Consider the following 19,116-nt stretch of genomic DNA (forward strand, 5'->3'; position numbering starts at 1 on the left):
ATGCGCCGGCCCGCGAGTAATGGCAGTGGCAAGAAATCCCTTGTGAACAGCCTCATCCGCGGTTCGAGTCGCGACAGCGCCTCGAACATGGAACAGGCGAATCACGCTGCGAGGATCGAAGGTATGAAAGTAGAAGCACGTATGGCCCCGACATCATCCGTGAACGCGGGCGGGGTCGCGAGGCCCGGGCGCCCGCGCGCATTCGGGCGCAAGCAACAAAATCCGGCTCGCCGCTTCGGCGGCATTGCTGTCGTCATCGTCCTGCACATCGTGCTGGTCTATGCGCTGCTCAACGGCCTCGCGACGAAGGTCGTACAAGTCATTCAGCATCCCATCGAAACGAAGATCATCGAGCCGGTCAAGCCGCCGCCTCCGCCGCCCCTGCCGGAGGTGAAGCTGCCGCCGCCCAAGTTTGCGCCGCCGCCGCCTCCCTTTGTGCCGCCGCCGGAGGTGCCGGTCCAGGCGCCGCCGCAGCCCACGATCGCGCACCAGGCCACGCCGGTGCAGTCGGCGCCCGTGACGGCACCACCCGCACCGCCTGCGCCGCCCGTCAAGGCTGCTGCGCCGGTGCGCACGGAAGTCGGTGTCGTCTGCCCGAATTCCGATCAGATCCGCAGCTCGATCGCCTATCCGAAGGAAGCGCAGGAGAACGGCGATACCGGCGATGTGGTGATCGAATTCACCGTCGATCCCGAAGGACATCTTGGCAACCTTCGTGTGGCCAAGTCGTCGGATCACGACAGTCTGGACGAAGCGGCATACAAGGCCGTCAAGCGGTTCAATTGCATCGCGCAAGGCCAGGCCGTACGCGTGCAGGTGCCTTTTTCGTTCAGCCTGAATTGACTCGAGATATAGCAAACCGCGCCCCGCTGCGCCCGCGGTGCAGGCAACGAAAACCTGCACCGATGGTTTAACCCGATTTCTTAGGTTCAACGATTGAACTGGAGCTCAACATGAATAAGCGTTCCGTCGCCACCCTGGCAACCAGCCTCCTGATCGCCGCCGCCGCGGTGAATATTCTCCTGGCACCGCAAATCGCGCATGCTCAAGCAAGTGTGCCCGCCTCCGCCGCGCCCGCCGTGGCAGCACCGCAGATGAACGCGTCCGCCACCGCAGCCGACGAGCCGTCGCCGCCGCCCGCCCCGGCGGCGACGCAGTCCGTCGAGAACCCCTACGGTCTCGGCGCGCTGTGGAAGAACGGCGACTTCGTCGCGCGCTTCGTGCTGCTTCTGCTGGTCATCATGTCGATGGGCAGCTGGTACATCATGGTCACGAAGTTCTTCGAGCAGTTCCGTGCCAACCGCCGCGCGAAGCATGCCGACGAGCAATTGTGGAGCGCGCCGTCGCTCACCGAAGGTGCCCAGCAGCTCGATGAGTCATCGCCGTTCCGCTTCATCGCAGAGACGGCGATCGAGGCAGGGCAGCATCACGATGAGGCACTGCTCGAAGCCGTCGACCGCAACACATGGATCGACGTCTCGGTGGAGCGTGCGATCACGAACGTGTCGAACCGTATGCAAGACGGTCTCGCGTTCCTCGCGACAGTCGGCTCGACGGCCCCTTTCATCGGTCTGTTCGGCACCGTCTGGGGTATCTATCACGCGCTGACCGCGATCGGCATCGCGGGCCAGGCCTCGATCGACAAGGTGGCTGGCCCCGTCGGCGAAGCGCTGATCATGACCGCCATCGGTCTTGGCGTCGCGGTGCCGGCCGTGCTCGGCTACAACTTCCTCGTTCGCCGCAACAAGTCGGTGATGGAGCGCGTCCGTGCGTTCGGCGCCCAACTCCATGCCGTGCTGCTGGCCGGCAGCAAGCGGTCGGCCCGTCCTGTCGTGGTGCGTTCTGCCGCGACTGCCCCGTAACCTGCAGTCCGAAGCCTGAGCGAGGTCCATCATGGCCATGAGCGTGGGGCAAAACGAAGATAGCGACGACGTTATCGCCGCCATCAATACGACGCCGCTCGTCGACGTGATGCTGGTGTTGCTGATCATTTTTCTGATCACGATCCCGGTCGTCACGCATACGGTGCCGGTGCAACTGCCGAAAGAGACGATCCAGCCGCTACAGACGACACCGACGAGCATCGAGATCGCGGTCAATCGCGACGGCGATTTCTTCTGGAACGAGAAGCACGTGGACAGTGCGACGTTGCTGTCGCGGCTGAAGGACGTCTCGGTGATGCAGCCGCAGCCCGAGGTGCACGTGCGCGGTGATCAGAGCACGCGTTACGAGTTCATCGGCCGCGTGATCACCACCTGTGAACGTGCCGGCATCGCGAAAGTGTCGTTTATCACTGAGCCGCCCGCGCGCGGCGGCTAGGAGGCGAATATGGGAATGAACGTTCCTTCGGGCGGCGCTGGCGGTGACCCGGAAGTAATGGTGGACATCAACACCACGCCGCTCATCGACGTGATGCTGGTGTTGCTGATCATGCTGATCATCACGATCCCGATCCAGATGCATGCAGTGAAGATGAATCTGCCGGTCGGCAATCCGCCGCCGCCGCTCACGCAGCCTGAAATCGTGCAGATCGACATCGATTTCGACGGCACGACCACCTGGAACGGCACGCCGGTGCCGGACCGCGCCGCGCTCGAGGCAAAGCTTGCGCATGTCGCGGCCGAGCCCGTGCAGGCCGAGATTCATCTGCGTCCGAACAAGCTCGCGCCTTATAAGGATGTGGCGGCCGTCATGGCGTCGGCGCAGCGCGTTGGCGCCACGAAGATCGGGCTCATCGGTAACGAGCAGTACATGCAATAAGGACGGTGTGATGAGAATAGTCAATCGGCGGCTCAAACAAGCCTTGTCGGCGGCCGTCGTCGGCGTGGCCTTCTGCGCGGCAGCGCTGCCGGCCGCGGCCGACACACTGCGTCCCGAAGTCGGCAGGCCGCTCAGTGCGGCCCAGGACCTCTATCGGGCGCACAAGTACAAGGACGCGCTGGCCAGGATCGCGCAAGCCGCGGCCGTGCCGAACAAGACGCCGTACGAGATCTACATGGTCGAGGAAATGCGCGGCGCGGCGCTGATGGCGGACGGCGACGAGGCTATGGCTGCCCAGGCCTATCAGACGCTGCTCGGCACCGGGCAGTTGAAGGGCGACGACGAGCAGCGCGTGAGCGCGACACTGGCAGGCATCTACTTCGGCCAGCACGACTATGCGCGTGCGATCGCGACCGCGCAGCGCTACCAGAAGGCGGGAGGCAGGGATCCGCAGATGAAGGAGCTGCTCGTGCAGTCGTACTACCTGGCCAACGACTGCGCAAGCGTGGTCGGTGCACTGAAGCCGGCGATCGACGTGCAAGTGCGCGCCAATCACGCGCCCGATGAGTCGCAATTGCAGCTATTGAGTACATGCGCGCAACGCAGCAAGGACGACGCGACCTATCGCACCGCACTTGAGGAGCTCGTCGCTTACCATCCGAGGCAGGCGTACTGGGACAACCTGTTCTCGGCGATTCGCGCGAAGCCGGGCTACTCGCCGAAGCTCGACGTCGACGTGTACCGGTTGAAGCGCGCCAACGGTGCGTTGGGCTCGGCGGATGACTACATGGAGATGACGCAGCTTTCGCTCGTCGCTGGTACGCCGGCCGAAGCGAAACTGGTCATCGATCAGGGCTTCGCCTCGGGCGTGCTTGGCAAAGATGCGACGGCGGAGCGCGAAAAGCGCCTGCAGGCGCTCGCGGCGAAGCGCGCGCAGGCGGGCAGCGATGCCGAAAATCCCGTCGCGCCCGTCGACCAGGGGTTCAACCTTGTGTTCGCTGGTCACGCCAAAGACGGACTGGCGATGATGGAGTCGGCGATCGCGAAGGGCGGCCTCGACCATCCGGATCAGGCGCAGCTGCATCTGGGCATCGCCTACTACGTGGCGGGACAGAAGCCGCGCGCGATTCAGGCTTTCAGGGCGGTCAAGGGGGCCGACGGCTCCGCCGACCTTGGCCGGCTGTGGACCCTGATGGCGTCGAAGTAAGCCCATCGGCCGGGCTCGCGCCCGGCCATGCGCTCCGATCCGATCAATGTCACGCCGGCTTCCGTCCGGCGTGCGCACAAGCACAGTGACAATGAAACTTCTGACGTTCCCCTCGTTGCGCCGGCTCGCGCCGTTTGCGACGATGATCACGCCCCTGATCGCCGCGATGTTCGCGACGACCGGCGCGACCATCGCGTTGCCGGCCGACGCCAAACCGGCGATTGCGCAATTCGGCGAACCGAAATACCCAGCAAATTTCACGCATTTCGATTACGCGAATCCTGACGCGCCGGCTACCGGCGAATTGACTCTTCAGAATTACAACGACAACCAGAGCTACGATTCGACGAATCCGTTCATCGTGCGCGGAATGCCCGCGCCGGATATCAGTAACCTGATGTTCGACACCCTGATGCAACGCAGCTGGGACGAGCTGGCGTCCGAATATCCGCTGATCGCGGACGATGTGGTGCTCGCGCCCGACCAACGCTCGGCGACGTTCCACATCAATCCGGCGGCGCGATTCTCGAACGGCGATCCGATCACCGCACAGGACGTCAAATACTCGTTCGATACGCTCAAGAGCGCGCAGGCGTCCCCGTTGATTTCGTCGCAGTTCGTGCAGATCAAGCGCGCGACGGTGCTCGACCGCCTGACCGTGCGCTTCGACTTCGTCGACAACTCGAGATCCAATCCGTTGATCGCCGGCGATCTGCCGGTGTTTTCGCCGAAGTGGGGCATGCAACAGGATGGCAAGCGCCTGCCGTTCGATCAACTGTCCGTCGATCCGCCTATCGCGAGCGGCGCTTATCTGATCGAGTCGCGTAAGAACGACAAGCAGATCACCTATCGCCGCAACCCGAACTATTGGGCCGCAAACCTGCCGGCGCGGCGTGGGATGTTCCGCTTCGAGCGCGTGACGTTCAAGCTCTATGTCGACCAGTACACGATGCTCGAATCGTTCAAGGCGGGCAACGAGGATGTGCGCGTCGAATACAGTTCGACCCAGTGGGCGCGCAAATATGTCGGTAAGAACTTCAAGTCGGGGTTCCTGCACAAGGGCGAATTCGAAGAGGGGCCGGCGCAAATGCAGGGCTTCATCATCAATACGCGCAAGCCCCAATTCCAGGACCGGCGGGTTCGCCATGCGCTTGCGCTTGCATTCGACTACGAGTGGATGAACCGGATGATGTTCTACGGGCAGTATCGCCGGCTCAACAGCTTCTGGCAGGACAGCCCGTTCGGTGCGGCCGGCCTGCCCAGCGAGAAGGAGGTGAAGCTGCTCGAGCCGTTCCGCGCATCTTTGCCGCCGGAAGTGTTCGGCCCGATGGTCAAGCTGCCGAACACGCTGCCGCCCGGCTCGCTACGGCAGAACCTGCGGCAGGCGCGCGACCTGCTCGCCGACGCGGGCTGGCATTACCGCGACGGCGCATTGCGTGATGCGAGCGGCAAGCCGATGACGATCGAGATCATCGATAACCAGCCGGGCATGGACCGCATCATCATCCCCTACACGCAGGCGCTGCAGACGCTGGGCATCCACGCTTACTTCCGCGAACTCGACAGTGCGCTTTATCAGAAGCGGCTTGACAACTTCGAGTACGACATGACGACGTACATTTATCCGCCCGTCACGGTCCCCGGGCCGGAGCTGATACGCCGTTTCACGAGCCCTGCTGCATCGCAGGTCGGCTCGGAAAACTACATGGGCATTCGCTCGAAGGCCGTCGATACGCTCGTGCACGCGGCTATCGCGGCCGACACGCTCGATGACCTCGAGACGGCCACACGCGCGCTCGATCGCGTGCTGATCAACGAGTACTACCTCGTGCCGCAGTACTACATGCCGCACGCGCGGATCGGCTACAAGTCGACCATCGGGTTCCCGACGGTGACACCGATCACGTATCAGTACGAGGACTGGGTCATCAATTACTGGTATCGCAAACCGCAGGCGCAGACAACCGCCGCAGTGCATTGAGGAGCGTCATGTTCGCCTACATTCTCAGACGTCTGCTGTTGATGGTGCCGACGATCATCGGTGTCGTCACGCTGACTTTCGTCGTGACCCAGTTCGTGCCGGGCGGGCCGGTGGAGCAGATGGTGACCCAGCTTCGTCACGGCCAGTCGCGCCAGGGTGCGGACGGCGGTGGCGGCGGCAGCGGCTATCACGGCAACCAGGGCCTCGACCCGCAGCAGATCGAGCAGATCAAGAAGCAATTCGGTTTCGACAAGCCGGCGCACACGCGTTACCTGCTGATGTTGAAGAGTTACGCGACGTTCGATCTCGGCCAGTCGTACTTCCAGCACAAGAGCGTGTGGGAGGTCATCCGCAGCAAGTTGCCGGTCTCCATTTCGCTCGGGCTCTGGACCGTGATGCTGACTTACGCGGTGGCCGTGCCGCTCGGCATCGCCAAATCCGTGCGCAACGGCTCGCGCTTCGATGCGGTGACGAGCGTACTCGTCCTCGTCGGCTACGCGATTCCCGGATTCGTGCTCGGCGTGCTGTTGCTGATGCTGTTCGGCGGCGGCACGTTCTGGCAGCTCTTTCCGATGCGCGGACTCACATCCGACGACTTCGCCGATCTGTCCGCCGTGGGCAAGGTGCTCGATTACGTCTGGCACATGGTGCTGCCCGTGACGGCGTCCGTGGTCGGCAACTTCGCGATCGTGACGATACTGACGAAGAACACATTTCTCGAAGAGATCGGCCGGCAATACGTGCTGACGGCGCGCGCCAAAGGCGCGCCCGAGCGCGACGTGTTGTGGAAGCACGTGCTGCGCAACGCCGCCATTCCGCTGTTGACGGGCCTGCCCGCTGCGTTCGTCGGCGCGTTCCTGAACGGCAACCTGCTGATTGAGACGCTGTTCTCGCTCGACGGCATGGGGCAGTTGTCCTTCGACTCGGTGATTCGCCGTGACTACCCCGTGGTGCTCGGCTCGCTGTTTCTCTTCACCCTGATCGGCCTTCTAACCAAACTCATTGCTGATGTCTGCTATGTCATCGTCGACCCCCGCATCCAATTCGACAGCGTGGACCGCTGAGGCGCCCGTGGCGCCGGCCGCGCCGGTCTCGCCGTGGCGACGCACGTGGCTGCGCTTCAAGAGCCAGAAGCTCGGCTACTGGAGCCTGATCATATTCGTCGCGCTGTTTGTCGTCAGCCTTGCCGGCGAACTGCTCGCCAACGACAAGCCGCTCATCGTGCGCTACGACGGGCACTACTACTTCCCGATCCTGAAGGAGTATCCGGAGACGCAGTTCGGCGGCGATTTCCCCGCGAAGACGAACTATCTCGATCCGTATATCCGCTCCCGCCTGGAGTCGAACGGGAATTTCGCGGTCTATGCGCCGAACCGCAACTACTACGACACGATCGACTATTTCGCCGAGCGGCCGTTTCCAGCCCCGCCGAGCGCCGCGAACTGGCTCGGCACCGATCAGTTCGGGCGCGACGTGCTCGCGCGGCTGCTCTACGGCTTTCGGGTGTCGGTGCTGATGGCGATCGCGCTGACCTTGTCAGGCGTGTTCTTCGGCGTGTTGACGGGGGCGTTGCAGGGCTTCTACGGCGGACGGACCGACCTCATCGGCCAGCGCCTGATCGAGATCTGGTCGTCGATGCCGGACCTCTATCTGCTCATCATCTTCGCTTCGATCTTCGAGCCGACGCTTTGGCTGCTGTTCATCCTGCTATCGATGTTCGGCTGGCTGCTGCTATCCGACTACGTGCGCGCCGAATTCCTGCGCAACCGCGCGCTCGATTATGTGAAGGCCGCGCGCACGATGGGACTCTCGAACTGGCAGATCATCTGGCGTCACATATTGCCGAACAGCCTGACACCGGTCATCACGTTCCTGCCGTTTCGCATGAGCGCGGCGATCCTTTCCCTGACGAGCCTCGACTTTCTCGGCCTCGGCGTTCCGCCGCCTACCCCGAGCCTCGGCGAACTGTTGCAGGAGGGCAAGAACAATCTCGACGCCTGGTGGATCTCGGTATCGGTGTTCTCCGCGCTCGTCGCCACGTTGCTGCTCCTGACGTTCATGGGCGACGCACTGCGCAACGCGCTCGATACCCGCAACCGCGGCTCGGCGTTCGGAGGTGCCCGATGAGCGAAAACCGCAAACCTCTGCTCAGCATCGAAGATTTCTGCGTCTCGTTCGGCGACAGGCAATGCGTGTTCGACGTCAACCTCGCGATCGGCCGTGGCGAGCGTGTCGCGCTCGTCGGCGAATCGGGCTCGGGCAAGAGCGTGACGGCGCTGTCGGTGCTGCGCCTCGTGCGCGATGCCAAGCACACGGGCCGCATCGTCTTCGATGGAGAGGACCTGCTGACGAAGAGCGAACAGCAGATGCGCGGCGTACGCGGCGCCGATATCGCGATGGTGTTTCAGGAGCCGATGACGGCGCTCAATCCGCTCTATACGGTGGGCCAGCAGATCGCGGAGAGCCTGCGGCTGCACGAGGGGCTGCGCCCGAACGCGGCGCGCGAGCGCGGCATCGAGTTGCTGCGCCGTACGGGCATTCCCGAGCCCGAACGCCGCATCGACAGCTACCCGCACCAGCTCTCGGGGGGCCAGCGCCAGCGCGCGATGATCGCGATGGCGCTCGCGTGCCGCCCGCGGCTGCTGCTGGCCGACGAACCGACCACGGCGCTCGACGTGACCGTGCGCCAACAAATCGTCGACCTGCTGATCGGTTTGCAGGAGCAGGAGGCGCAGGAGCGCGGCATGGCCGTGCTGTTGATCACGCATGATCTGAATCTGGTGCGGCGGTTCGCGCAGCGCGTCGCCGTCATGGAGAAGGGCGTGCTCGTCGAAACGAATACGACGGAGGCGCTGTTCGCGAATCCGCAGCATCCCTATACGAAGCGATTGCTCGACAGTGAGCCGCGTCGCGCAGTTGAGAGCGTGCCTGACGATGCGCAGAACGTGCTGTCGATCGAGGGGCTCGCGGTCGACTATCGAATGAACGCGAAAGGCTGGCGCTCGTTGCTCGGGAGGACGGCGTTCCGCGCGCTGCACGAAGTCGACCTCACGCTGCGCCGGGGCGAAACGCTCGGCATCGTCGGGGAATCCGGTTCCGGCAAGTCGACGCTCGCCTCGACCGTGCTCGGCTTGCAACGGCCCGCGACCGGCGACGTCAAGGTGGCCGGCAAGCCGCTGCGCGAATATCGATCGTCCAGCAAGGCCTGGCGTGCGCTGTCTGCGCGCATGCAGGTCGTGTTCCAGGATCCGTTCGGCTCGCTTTCGCCGCGCATGACGATCGAGCAGATCGTCGGCGAGGGGATGCGGGTTCATCGTCCTCAGCTCGACGCACCTGAACGCAGGGCGCGTATCGTAGAGCTGCTCCAGGAGGTCGGTTTGTCCGCCGACGTGCTGCCGCGTTATCCGCATGAATTCTCGGGCGGTCAGAGACAACGGATCGCGATTGCCCGCGCGCTTGCCGTAGAGCCCGAACTGATCGTGCTCGACGAGCCGACGAGTGCGCTCGACGTATCGGTGCAGCAGCAAGTGCTCGGCCTGTTGACGCGTTTGCAGAAGAAGTATGGGCTCAGCTACCTTTTCATCACGCATGATCTGGCCGTGATCCGCGCGATGGCGCACCGCGTGGTCGTCATGAAAGCCGGCCGGATCGTGGAGACCGGCGACACGCTCGACGTGTTCGACGCACCTTCGCATCCCTATACGCAGTCGTTGCTCGCGGCGTCGATTCTGCAGAACGCCGTAGCGCTCAAGGAGAACATTGCATGATCGAAGAACTCTGGACATCGGCCGCGCGCGCATTGCGCAGCGATGCCGATTTCTGGTCGGTGCGTTTCGTGGACGAACGCAAGGACGAGCACGTCGTGCGCAACGACGTGGCCTTGCCGCTTTCCACCGCACGCGAGCGCGGCGCGATGGTGACGGCGTGGGCCGGTGCGGGCGCGGGCTATGCGGCGACCGCGGATCTTTCGGCAAGCGGCCTGCAACGCGCGCTCGACATCGCCACCGCACGTGCGCAGGCGAGCGCGGCACACACGCTCATCGACCATCGCGAGATTGCGCGGCCGACGCAAAGCGGCAGCTATGTGTCGCCGAATGCACAGGGCGCTCTGCCGTCGCGGCGCGAATGGCTTGAACGGCTCGCGCACGAATGCGCGGCTGCAAACCTGGGCGAGCGCATCGTCGAGCGCGTGGCCGGCATGCAAGTGACGCACTGCGATCAGCTTTACGTGACGAGCGATGGCGTGCGCATCGATCAACAGTTGCGCTTTCTCATGCCGAGCCTTTCGGCAGTCGCGCACGGCGATGGCGACACCCAGGAGCGAACGCTCGCGGGCCACTATGGGACGCTCGCGCAGGGCGGCATGGAAATCCTCGCGCGCTACGGCTTTGACGGCGCGGGTGCGCGCGTGGCCGACGAGGCGCTGCAACTGCTGGCCGCGCCGAACTGTCCCAGCGGCCGCCGCGACCTGCTGCTGATGCCCGACCAGATGATGCTGCAAATTCACGAATCGATTGGCCATCCACTCGAACTCGACCGCATTCTCGGCGACGAGCGCAATTTCGCGGGCTGGAGCTTCGTGAAGCCGGAGATGTTCGGTCACTACCAGTACGGCTCGGAATTGCTGAACGTGACCTTCGACCCGGATGTGCGCGAAGAGGCTGCCGCCTACGCGTTCGACGACGACGGCAGCGCCGCCAGCCGCCAATATCTGATTCGTTCTGGCGTGCTGGAACGGCCGCTCGGCGGCGCGCTGTCACAGCAGCGGGCGGGACTCCCTGGCGTGGCGAACTCGCGCGCATCCAACTGGAACCGGCCGCCCATCGACCGCATGGCGAACCTCAACATTGAACCCGGTGAATCGTCGCTCGACAGGCTGATCGCGGGAATCGAGCATGGCATCCTTATGAAAACCAACACGTCCTGGTCCATCGACGATCATCGCAACAAGTTCCAGTTCGGCTGCGAATTCGGCCAGCTGATCGAGAACGGAAACCTCACGCAGGTCGTCAAGCGTCCGAACTATCGTGGCGTTTCCGCGAGCTTCTGGCGCAGCCTCGCCGCGGTTGGCAATGCATCCACGCGCGAAATCTACGGCACACCAATGTGCGGCAAGGGTGAACCCGCGCAGGTGATCCGTGTGGGTCATGCGTCGCCCGCTTGCGTGTTTTCGAACGTCGAAGTATTCGGAGGCGCGTGATGACCGGGATGCTTTTCCCGCGCGGCGTCGAGGCGATCGACTGGCACGCGCGCTTCATGATGCTCGCCGACGCAATTGAGCGCCTGCGCCGACCCGGCGAGACCGTGCTTAGTTCGTTTTCGGGCGAGCAGTCGGATTTCATCCGCTTCAACGCGGGCAAGGTGCGGCAAAGCGGTCAGGTGGAGCAGGGGCGATTGACACTGCGGCTCGTGAACGGTGCGCGTCAGGCGTATTTCACGCTCGACCTGAGCGGCGACACCCACGCCGACGTGCGTGACGTGGACAAAGCGCTCGCGGCGCTGCGCGAAAGCCTGCTGGACGCGCCCGACGATCCCCATGTGCTGTTCGATAGCACGGCGTGGTCGCGCAGCACGCACCGCAGCGGCAGGCTGCCGGAGCCGCAAGCGCTCGTCGAACTCGTCGCGCAGTGTGCGCAGGGTCTCGACTTCGTGGGCTTCTACGCGGGCGGCACTGTCTTGCGCGGCTTCGCCTCGACCTCGGGTAGCCGCGGCTGGTACGAAGTGGAGAATTTCAATTTCAGCTGGTCCCTCTATCAGCCCAAGGGGCGCGCGATCAAGACGACCTACGCGGGCGACGCGTGGGACGACGTCGTGTTCGCGGGCAAGGTGAGCGAGGCGGCGGCGCGCTTGCCCGTGTTGCTGCGTACGCCGCGCGTGCTCACGCCGGGCGGCTATCGCGCCTGGCTCGCACCGGCGGCGCTTTCGGAGCTGGTCGAATCGATGGCCTCGAATGGCTTTTCGGCGCGTGCCCAGGCGAACTCGATGAGTCCACTCTACAAACTCCACACCGGCGCGTCCGCGTTCGACACGCGCGTGGCGTTGGCGGAATCGCTTGAACTTGGCATCGCACCCGGTTTCAACGACGACGGCTATCTACGCGAGAGCGTGCCACTGATAGACGCGGGTCGCAGCGTTGGCCAGCTAACGAGCGCGCGTTCTGCGCGCGAGTGCGGGCTCGAACCGAACGGCGCACTGCCGGAGGAACTGCCCACCTCGCTTGCGATGGCCGGCGGCGACCTCGTCGAGGACGACGTGCTCGCACGTCTCGGTACCGGACTTTATGTCGGCAACCTGTGGTACGTGAACTTCTCGGACCGCATGAATTGTCGACTGACCGGCATGACGCGCTTCGCGACCTTCTGGGTGGAGGACGGCGAGATCGTTGCGCCCGTCGACGCGATGCGCTTCGACGACAGCCTGTATGGCCTCTTTGGCGAACGTCTCGAAGCGCTGGGCGCGCGTACGGAACTGCTGCTCTCGGACTCTACGTGGGGACAACGCGCGGCCGGCGGCATGCAACTGCCAGGCGCGCTGGTGAAGTCGTTCGAGCTTGTGTTGTAGCGCGGCGCACAGGCCGGGTGGTCACGCATTACGGAAGTGCAGCACGACGTAAAACAACAAGGAGGCACAGATGTCGACCGACTCAACTTCGGACCAGGGCGAGCCGCTCACGCTGCGCGCGATTGGCGTGCGCGACGCCAAACAGTTGCACGCGTTGATCTACGCGCCGTCGATGTCGCACGGCGATCCACAAATACCCTTTCGCTCGGTGGAATCCACGCGCGAGTGGATCGAGAAGCGTCCGCCGCAGCACATCGAAATCGGCGCCTGGGTGGGCGAGCAGTTGATCGGCCACGCCCAGCTCGAGGTCGGCAGGACTCGTCGGGCTCACGTCGGCGCGATCGGCGTCGGCGTACACGGCGACCGTCGGCGTCGCGGCGTGGCCACACGCCTCGTGGGCGAAGTGATCGATCTGGCCGACAACTGGCTCGGCCTACGTCGGCTCGAACTCAAGGTGTTCGTCGACAACGATGCCGCCATCGCGCTGTATCGCAAGTCCGGCTTCGAGATCGAAGGGCGGCTACGTGGCTATATGCTGCGCCAGGGCGTCCTTGTCGATGCGTATCTGATGGGGCGCCTGAGCGCGCCACTGCCTCACATTACGGAGTGACGCTCGATGAATCACCATGGTGAAGCCGTGGCGGCCCACGTCGCGTTCGCGAAGACGGTGCGTCTACGCGCTGCCGAACTCGATGATTGCGAGGCGATCGCCGCGCTCATGAACCTGCCTGGTGTGCGGCCCGGCATTCTTTCGCACGGTTATCGCACCGCCGCATCGCTGCGCGACTGGCTCGAGAATCTCGCAGCGAATTCGATGATAGTCCTCGCCGAATGTGAAGGACGTTTGATCGGACAGGCTGGACTCATGGTGCACACTGGGCAGCGCGCGCACAGCGCTTCGCTTGGCATCGCGGTGCACGACGCGTATCACGGCTGCGGCGTGGGCTCACTGCTACTCGGTGCGCTACTCGAAGCCGCCGACAATGCGCTCGGCCTGCGCCGCATCGAGCTCAGCGTATTCGCGGACAATGCCCCGGCGATCGCGCTGTACCAGAAGTTCGGCTTCGTGATGGAAGCGCGCGCACGGGCCGACGCTGTACGCGACGGTGCGCTGCACGACGTCTTCCATATGGCGCGCGTCGCCAGCGCGCCCGAATTCGGTCCGGCGCAAGTGCCCACGGATTCCACGGCAGCCCTCTGACCCAGGACTCCACACGTGCCTTTCTTCTTCATCGACAGACCGGTTTTCGCGTGGGTGATCGCGTTCGCCGTGATGGTGGCCGGTGCGCTTGCCACCACGCAGTTGCCAGTCTCGCAGTATCCGCGCCTTGCGCCGCCGCGCGTCGTCATCTCCGCGACTTACCCCGGCGCGACAGCCGAGCAGATCGACAGCGACGTCGCGAGCCTGATCGAGCAGAGCCTCGACGGCGCAACCGGACTCTCCTACTACGAGACAACGAGCGACGGGCTTGGCGAGCTCGAGATCGATGTCATGTTCATGCCCGGCACGAATCCCGAGCTGGCGATGGTCGACGTGCAGAACCGCCTGAAGCAAGTCGAGCCGCGTTTGCCGCGGCAGGTCGTCCAGCAGGGCATCAGTGTCTTCAACGCGGCGAATACGTTCCTCATGCTCGTCACGCTCGTGTCGACCGACGGCGCACGCGATTCGACGACATTGAGCGACTATCTGAACCGTTATCTGCTGCGCGAACTGAAACGCACACCCGGCGTCGGCTCGGCTGAACTGTGGGACGCCGACGAGGCGATGCGTATCTGGCTCGATCCGGTGAAGCTGCGCGAATACAGCCTGTCGCCCGCCGACGTTAGCGCCGCGATCCGTGCGCAGAATTCGACCGTCACGGCGGGTGCGATCGGCGATGCGCCGGCCACGGCCGGGCAGGCGCTGACCGCGTCCGTCAACGTGCATGGGCAGTTGCGCACGCCGGCCGAGTTCGCCGCGATCGTGCTGAAGGCGCAACCGGGCGGGGGCGTGGTGCGGCTTGGCGACGTGGCCCGCGTCGAGGTTGGGCGCGACAGCTATACCTTCTGGTCACGCCTGAACGGCCATTCGGCCGCGACCGTCGGCATCCAGCTCGGGCCGCTCGGCAACGCGCTCGCTACGTCCAACGCGATCCGCGCGCGCATCGACGCATTGTCGAAGACCTTGCCAGCGGGCATCGACGTGCGGATTCCCTACGACGGCGCGCACTTCGTCAAGATTGCCATCAAGGAGGTCGTCCTGACGCTCTGCGAGGCGATCGTCCTCGTCTTCTGCGTGATGTGGCTGTTCCTGCGCGAAGTGCGCTACGCGCTCGTGCCGACCGTCGTGATTCCCGTCACGCTGTTGGGCTCGTTCCTCGCCATGCACGCGTTCGGCCTCTCGATCAACGTCTTCACGTTATTCGGGCTCGTGCTTGCGATCGGCATTCTCGTCGATGACGCGATCGTCGTCGTGGAAAACGTCGAACGGATCATGCACGAGGAGGGACTGGCGCCGCGCGAAGCGACGCGCAAGGCGATGCGGCAGATCGGCGGCGCGATCGTCGGCGTGACGGCCGTGCTCATTGCCGTCTTTCTGCCGATGGCGTTTTTCAGCGGCGGTGTGGGCGGAATCTACCGGCAGTTCTCGATCGCGATGATCTCGGCGATTCTGGTCTCGGCGTTCATGGCGCTTTCGCTCGCACCTGCACTCTGCGCGAATCTCCTCAAGCCGCCTCGGGACCGTAACGCTTTGCGCGGCGGTGTCGCCGCGCGCTGCCTTGCGAAGTTCTCCTCGGGCTTCGATGGGGCGACGCGTCGTTACGGCGTCTGGGTGGCGCGATGGCTCGGGCGCTCGAAGCTGGCCTTCGCCGTGCATCTCGCGCTGATCAGTGCGGCGGCGGTGCTCTACGCGGCGATGCCCGGGGGCTTCTTGCCGACGGAAGACCAGGGGCAGCTTCAGGTGATGGTGCAGCTGCCGTCCGGTGCTTCGCAGGAGCGGACCTTCGCGGTGCTGCGCCAGGTTGAATCGATCCTGCACAAGGAGCCCGCCGTCGAAAACGTGACCTCGGTGATCGGGTGGAGTTTCGCGGGCAGCGGGCAGAACGTCGGCATGGCCTTCGTGTCGCTGAAAGACTGGGAACGACGCAATGTCGATGCAGTGACCTTGCGCGAAAGACTGAACCGCGAATTCGCCAGGATCCTCGACGGCGAAGTGTTCGCGCAGTTGCCGCCATCGGTGCCCGGGCTCGGCCACGCCGACGGTTTTACGTTCCACCTCGAAGATCGCGGCGGCGTGGGCAAGGAGGTGCTCGACGCGGCGCGCGAGCGCCTGATCGGACTCGCGAAGCAAAGCCGCATGCTGGCCGATGTGCACTCGGAGACGCTGCCTGACGCGCCGCGCGTAACAGTCGAGGTTGACCGCATGAAGGCCTACGCGATGGACGTGTCGTTCGATGCCATCGCCGACGTACTCGGCGCGACGTTTGGCACGTCGTACATCGCCGATTACCCAGCGGGGGGACGCATGCTGCGCGTGCTCGTCGGCGGCGATGCTGCGACCCGGATGACGGACACCGATCTGCTCACGCTCACGGTGCGCAACCAGGCGGGCAAGATGGTGCCGTTCTCGGCCTTCGCGTCGCTGCGCTGGGCGCGCGGGCCGAGCGTCCTGACGCGTTATAACGGCTACCCGGCGCTCGACGTGACGGGCCGCGCCGCGAACGGTTACAGCTCCGGTGCCGCGATGGCCGAGATGGAGCGGCTCGCGGCCCAGTTGCCCGAAGGTATCGGGTTCGAGTGGGCCGACGTGTCACTCGCCGAGACGCAGGCGGCGCAACAAACGCCGCAGTTGCTGGCGTTGTCGTTGCTCGCCGTGTTCATGGCGCTCGCGGCACTTTACGAAAGCTGGACGATTCCGTTGTCGGTGCTGATCGTCGTGCCGCTCGGCATCATCGGCGCGGTTGCAGCGATGTTCTTGCGCGGATTGCCTAACGATATTTACTTCAAGATCGGCGTGGTGACCGTCATCGGCCTCGCGGGCAAGAATGCGATTCTGATCGTGCAGTTCGCGCGCGATCTGCATGCGCGCGGAGCGGGTCTCGCCGATGCGATCGTCGAGGCTTGCACGATGCGCTTTCGACCGATCGTCATGACGTCGGCAGCATTCCTAGTCGGTGTCGTGCCGCTTGTGTTCTCAACGGGCGGTGGCGCTGAAAGCCGACACTCGATTGGCACGGGTGTCTTCGGTGGCATGATTGTCGCAACAATACTGGGGTTGATTTTTACGCCGGTCTCGTTTTATGTCTGCACACGGGGCATGCGCAGGCGGCGTCGTGCAGAGGGCAAGACGGCGCGGAACCGGCGTACGCTGGAGGCCGCGCTCGATCGCGTCGTTACGGTGGAGGCGAAGCAGGGCGATTAGGGCAGCTATCGCTTGCGTTAAAGGAATTCATATCCGGACAACGCAAAGGACCGACATGCTCACCACTCTCTGCACACGCGTGCTGACTTTCGCCGCCGTCGGGCTGTTGTTGCAGGTCCAAACTCACTCACCCGGCACTGGGAAAACGTCGCTGACGCGACAGGCGTCGCTTATCGTAGCTATGCGACAGACCATCTGCGGATAGCGAAGGGATTGAGCGGGCGAGTGCAGCACGGCGAATTCGCCGGCTCGCCGTCCCGACTCTGCTACACGCATTCCTGCATTCCTGCGCTTGCTCAGGTAACGGGCACGAACTCTCCTCCGGCGAAGAACCACGCCGACATCGTCCGTGCCAGTTCGAGCACCACCTCCGCGTCGGTCCGGCCGGAGGACGCGCGCACGTGCAACGAATGATCTGCGTCGTCCACCACATGCAGCGTGGCGCGTGGCCCCAGCGTCTCGACGACCGACCTCAGCAGGTGAATTTCCGCCAGCTTGTCGCGCGTGCCCTGCAGGAAGAGAATCGGCACCGTGACGTCCGCCAGGTGCCGTGCCCGCTCCACGCCGGGCGCACCGGCCGGGTGCAGCGGGAACGCGACGAAAGCGAGGCCACGCACACCGTCGAGTGGGGAGATGGCTTGGGCCTGGGACGTCATGCGGCCGCCGTACGACCTGCCGCCGGCGAAGAGCGGCAGGGCTGGCAGCCGCCGGCGGGCCTCTGCGACGGCCGCCCGCACGGCAGCATGTGCCACGGCCGGTGAGTCCACCCGCTTGGAGCCCCGCTCCATGTACGGAAACTGGTAGCGCAATGTGGCGACATTGGCCGCCGCAAGCGCGTCGGCCAATGACGACATGCCGGCGTGCTGCATGCCCGCCCCGGCACCGTGCGCGAAGACATACAGGGCTCGCGCGTCCTCCGGCACTCGGAGGAGCGCAGAGACCGTGGTGCCGTCGGGCAGTGCCATGGAAAGCGATTCTGGGACGTCCATCGTATTCAGGTCGTGTCGTTGTGGCCTTAGCGCCGATTCTGCATCAATGAGGCGTTGGGGAGCGGTTGTGGCGGCCTCCGGCGAGCAAATTGCGGAGGACACTGCGTGAACCCGGCCAAGAAGCGCCCTTCGCAGGCGACTGGATTTGGACATTCAGGCGTCCGTTGCGCCCGAAGAAGCGGCCATTCAAATTGCGCTGATGGCAATTTACCGGGCTGGGGAGCGATTGGACAAACTATCCGCGTGGTTGCCGGGATGACCGCTTAGGCCACCCCAACCTTTCATGCGACGCGCTCAGGGCCAGAACCGGTCTCAATGCAGGCCAATATTTCTATCGCCGATGGGCCGCCGCTTCAGGCGCCGTGTCGTGGTATTCCTTGAATTTCGTGATTCTTCCGTTTTCGATCGTGAACACGTGAGCCCACTCGTCTTCATACGTAATGCCCGTTGAATTTACGCGCCAGCGCTGCACCCCAAGGACGACGACCTTGTCTTCGCTGGCAACAAAATCGAGAGGTTCGAACCTTTCGGCAGTCTGAGTCGCAGCAAGCACACTGAAGAATTCCGCGACCCCCTGAGGGCCGTGCCTTCTACCAGCGAATGGGATGACCTCTGTAGGCCCAGGTATGAACCAGTCGACATTGTCGGCGAGCGTTTTCAGGACGCCCGCGATGTCGGCTTTGCTGAAAGCATCGTATGCTTGCTGCACCAATTGAACATTTTGTTGCTCGCTCATTGCACCTCCCCTAATCGCCGATTGGAGATCTCCCCGTATTGCCACAGAATCGAGGCCGTTACCAGATCATCATAGTCAAGTCACCGAAAACCGTGCGCTCGCCGGCCAGCAAAAAGCTGAGAACCTGCCGGCCGCTCCAGGCTCATGGATGGCCGTTGGATCCTCGAAAGCTGCCGTTGACGTGGTGCCGGGTCGAACGGCAACTAGGGGTCGTCAAGACTCGTTCGCAGTTCCGGAAGCCGACGTTCGAATACACCGCATCGCGACAGCAAGGCGGCGAGCTGCAGACGCATGGCGGCCCAATGGCGAGCGTCGGCAATGGCCGATCGTCAGTCGCTCGATTTGCACGTTCATGGGCGGCCGGGGTAGCTCGTGGGGCCTTCTTGTTGGCTGGGCACCGCCGGATGATGACGGAAGACTCTCGATTGAGACCGGCCTTTTGTATATCTCCTATCTGATATTACTGCGGTGCGAGGTCAG

General features: G+C 64.1%; 16 protein-coding genes. 14 read left to right on the forward strand and 2 right to left on the reverse strand.

What is annotated here, in order from left to right; genetic code table 11:
- Window positions 1–123 precede the first annotated feature (123 nt).
- The 14 genes from BC1002_RS26890 to BC1002_RS26955 all read left to right on the forward strand — a co-directional run bounded on the left by BC1002_RS26890 (window position 124) and on the right by BC1002_RS26955 (window position 16,911).
- Window positions 124–843 carry an energy transducer TonB gene (locus BC1002_RS26890; RefSeq protein ID WP_013093146.1) on the forward strand — a complete coding sequence of 240 codons (720 nt, stop codon included), beginning with the start codon at window positions 124–126 and terminating at the stop codon, window positions 841–843.
- 110 nt (window positions 844–953) lie between these two features.
- Window positions 954–1,862, forward strand: a complete 909-nt coding sequence (locus BC1002_RS26895; protein ID WP_013093147.1) for a MotA/TolQ/ExbB proton channel family protein — start codon at window positions 954–956, stop codon at window positions 1,860–1,862.
- A 31-nt stretch (window positions 1,863–1,893) separates the two neighbouring features.
- The gene (locus tag BC1002_RS26900; RefSeq protein WP_013093148.1) at window positions 1,894–2,319 is read left to right on the forward strand and encodes an ExbD/TolR family protein; all 426 of its coding nucleotides are present in this window, start codon (window positions 1,894–1,896) and stop codon (window positions 2,317–2,319) included.
- Window positions 2,320–2,328: 9 nt separating this feature from the next.
- A complete protein-coding gene (locus tag BC1002_RS26905) occupies window positions 2,329–2,760 on the forward strand; it encodes an ExbD/TolR family protein (protein ID WP_013093149.1) in 432 nt (143 codons plus the stop codon).
- 10 nt (window positions 2,761–2,770) lie between these two features.
- The gene (locus tag BC1002_RS26910; RefSeq protein ID WP_013093150.1) at window positions 2,771–3,967 is read left to right on the forward strand and encodes a tetratricopeptide repeat protein; all 1,197 of its coding nucleotides are present in this window, start codon (window positions 2,771–2,773) and stop codon (window positions 3,965–3,967) included.
- 91 nt (window positions 3,968–4,058) lie between these two features.
- A complete protein-coding gene (locus BC1002_RS26915) occupies window positions 4,059–5,948 on the forward strand; it encodes an extracellular solute-binding protein (RefSeq protein WP_013093151.1) in 1,890 nt (629 codons plus the stop codon).
- 8 nt (window positions 5,949–5,956) lie between these two features.
- Window positions 5,957–7,012, forward strand: coding sequence for a microcin C ABC transporter permease YejB (locus BC1002_RS26920; protein WP_013093152.1), 1,056 nt, complete (start codon window positions 5,957–5,959; stop codon window positions 7,010–7,012).
- Complete coding sequence (locus BC1002_RS26925; protein WP_041735246.1) at window positions 6,966–8,075, forward strand: ABC transporter permease; 1,110 nt, start codon at window positions 6,966–6,968, stop codon at window positions 8,073–8,075. Before BC1002_RS26920 ends, BC1002_RS26925 begins: the two co-directional genes overlap by 47 nt.
- On the forward strand, window positions 8,072–9,715 hold the full coding sequence (locus BC1002_RS26930; RefSeq protein ID WP_013093154.1) for an ABC transporter ATP-binding protein: 1,644 nt from the start codon (window positions 8,072–8,074) through the stop codon (window positions 9,713–9,715). Before BC1002_RS26925 ends, BC1002_RS26930 begins: the two co-directional genes overlap by 4 nt.
- On the forward strand, window positions 9,712–11,148 hold the full coding sequence (locus BC1002_RS26935; protein WP_013093155.1) for a TldD/PmbA family protein: 1,437 nt from the start codon (window positions 9,712–9,714) through the stop codon (window positions 11,146–11,148). The genes BC1002_RS26930 and BC1002_RS26935 overlap by 4 nt, the downstream gene beginning before the upstream one ends.
- A complete protein-coding gene (locus BC1002_RS26940) occupies window positions 11,148–12,509 on the forward strand; it encodes a TldD/PmbA family protein (protein ID WP_013093156.1) in 1,362 nt (453 codons plus the stop codon). Before BC1002_RS26935 ends, BC1002_RS26940 begins: the two co-directional genes overlap by 1 nt.
- A gap of 70 nt (window positions 12,510–12,579) precedes the next feature.
- Window positions 12,580–13,119, forward strand: coding sequence for a GNAT family N-acetyltransferase (locus tag BC1002_RS26945; protein ID WP_013093157.1), 540 nt, complete (start codon window positions 12,580–12,582; stop codon window positions 13,117–13,119).
- A gap of 6 nt (window positions 13,120–13,125) precedes the next feature.
- The gene (locus BC1002_RS26950; protein WP_013093158.1) at window positions 13,126–13,710 is read left to right on the forward strand and encodes a GNAT family N-acetyltransferase; all 585 of its coding nucleotides are present in this window, start codon (window positions 13,126–13,128) and stop codon (window positions 13,708–13,710) included.
- A gap of 15 nt (window positions 13,711–13,725) precedes the next feature.
- Window positions 13,726–16,911, forward strand: coding sequence for a multidrug efflux RND transporter permease subunit (locus BC1002_RS26955; RefSeq protein ID WP_013093159.1), 3,186 nt, complete (start codon window positions 13,726–13,728; stop codon window positions 16,909–16,911).
- Window positions 16,912–17,207: 296 nt separating this feature from the next.
- On the opposite strand, the gene BC1002_RS26960 is transcribed toward BC1002_RS26955, so the two are convergent.
- Together BC1002_RS26960 and BC1002_RS26965 are read right to left on the reverse strand one after the other, a co-directional pair.
- Complete coding sequence (locus BC1002_RS26960) at window positions 17,208–17,900, reverse strand: alpha/beta hydrolase family protein (RefSeq protein ID WP_013093161.1); 693 nt, start codon at window positions 17,898–17,900, stop codon at window positions 17,208–17,210.
- A gap of 331 nt (window positions 17,901–18,231) precedes the next feature.
- A complete protein-coding gene (locus BC1002_RS26965; protein WP_013093162.1) occupies window positions 18,232–18,636 on the reverse strand; it encodes a nuclear transport factor 2 family protein in 405 nt (134 codons plus the stop codon).
- Between the last annotated feature and the right edge of the window lie 480 nt (window positions 18,637–19,116).

This window comes from Paraburkholderia atlantica (assembly GCF_000092885.1).
Taxonomy (GTDB): Bacteria; Pseudomonadota; Gammaproteobacteria; order Burkholderiales; family Burkholderiaceae; genus Paraburkholderia; species Paraburkholderia atlantica.

Bases quoted from the DNA above. Each gene is read 5' to 3' on its own strand.
- BC1002_RS26925 (WP_041735246.1), top strand. From the start codon at position 6,966: ATGTCATCGTCGACCCCCGCATCCAATTCGACAGCGTGGACCGCTGAG.
- BC1002_RS26965 (WP_013093162.1), bottom strand. From the start codon at position 18,636: ATGAGCGAGCAACAAAATGTTCAATTGGTGCAGCAAGCATACGATGCT.
- BC1002_RS26960 (WP_013093161.1), bottom strand. From the start codon at position 17,900: ATGGACGTCCCAGAATCGCTTTCCATGGCACTGCCCGACGGCACCACG.
- BC1002_RS26895 (WP_013093147.1), top strand. From the start codon at position 954: ATGAATAAGCGTTCCGTCGCCACCCTGGCAACCAGCCTCCTGATCGCC.
- BC1002_RS26890 (WP_013093146.1), top strand. From the start codon at position 124: ATGAAAGTAGAAGCACGTATGGCCCCGACATCATCCGTGAACGCGGGC.
- BC1002_RS26950 (WP_013093158.1), top strand. From the start codon at position 13,126: ATGAATCACCATGGTGAAGCCGTGGCGGCCCACGTCGCGTTCGCGAAG.
- BC1002_RS26930 (WP_013093154.1), top strand. From the start codon at position 8,072: ATGAGCGAAAACCGCAAACCTCTGCTCAGCATCGAAGATTTCTGCGTC.
- BC1002_RS26935 (WP_013093155.1), top strand. From the start codon at position 9,712: ATGATCGAAGAACTCTGGACATCGGCCGCGCGCGCATTGCGCAGCGAT.
- BC1002_RS26915 (WP_013093151.1), top strand. From the start codon at position 4,059: ATGAAACTTCTGACGTTCCCCTCGTTGCGCCGGCTCGCGCCGTTTGCG.
- BC1002_RS26945 (WP_013093157.1), top strand. From the start codon at position 12,580: ATGTCGACCGACTCAACTTCGGACCAGGGCGAGCCGCTCACGCTGCGC.
- BC1002_RS26900 (WP_013093148.1), top strand. From the start codon at position 1,894: ATGGCCATGAGCGTGGGGCAAAACGAAGATAGCGACGACGTTATCGCC.
- BC1002_RS26910 (WP_013093150.1), top strand. From the start codon at position 2,771: ATGAGAATAGTCAATCGGCGGCTCAAACAAGCCTTGTCGGCGGCCGTC.
- BC1002_RS26940 (WP_013093156.1), top strand. From the start codon at position 11,148: ATGACCGGGATGCTTTTCCCGCGCGGCGTCGAGGCGATCGACTGGCAC.
- BC1002_RS26905 (WP_013093149.1), top strand. From the start codon at position 2,329: ATGGGAATGAACGTTCCTTCGGGCGGCGCTGGCGGTGACCCGGAAGTA.
- BC1002_RS26920 (WP_013093152.1), top strand. From the start codon at position 5,957: ATGTTCGCCTACATTCTCAGACGTCTGCTGTTGATGGTGCCGACGATC.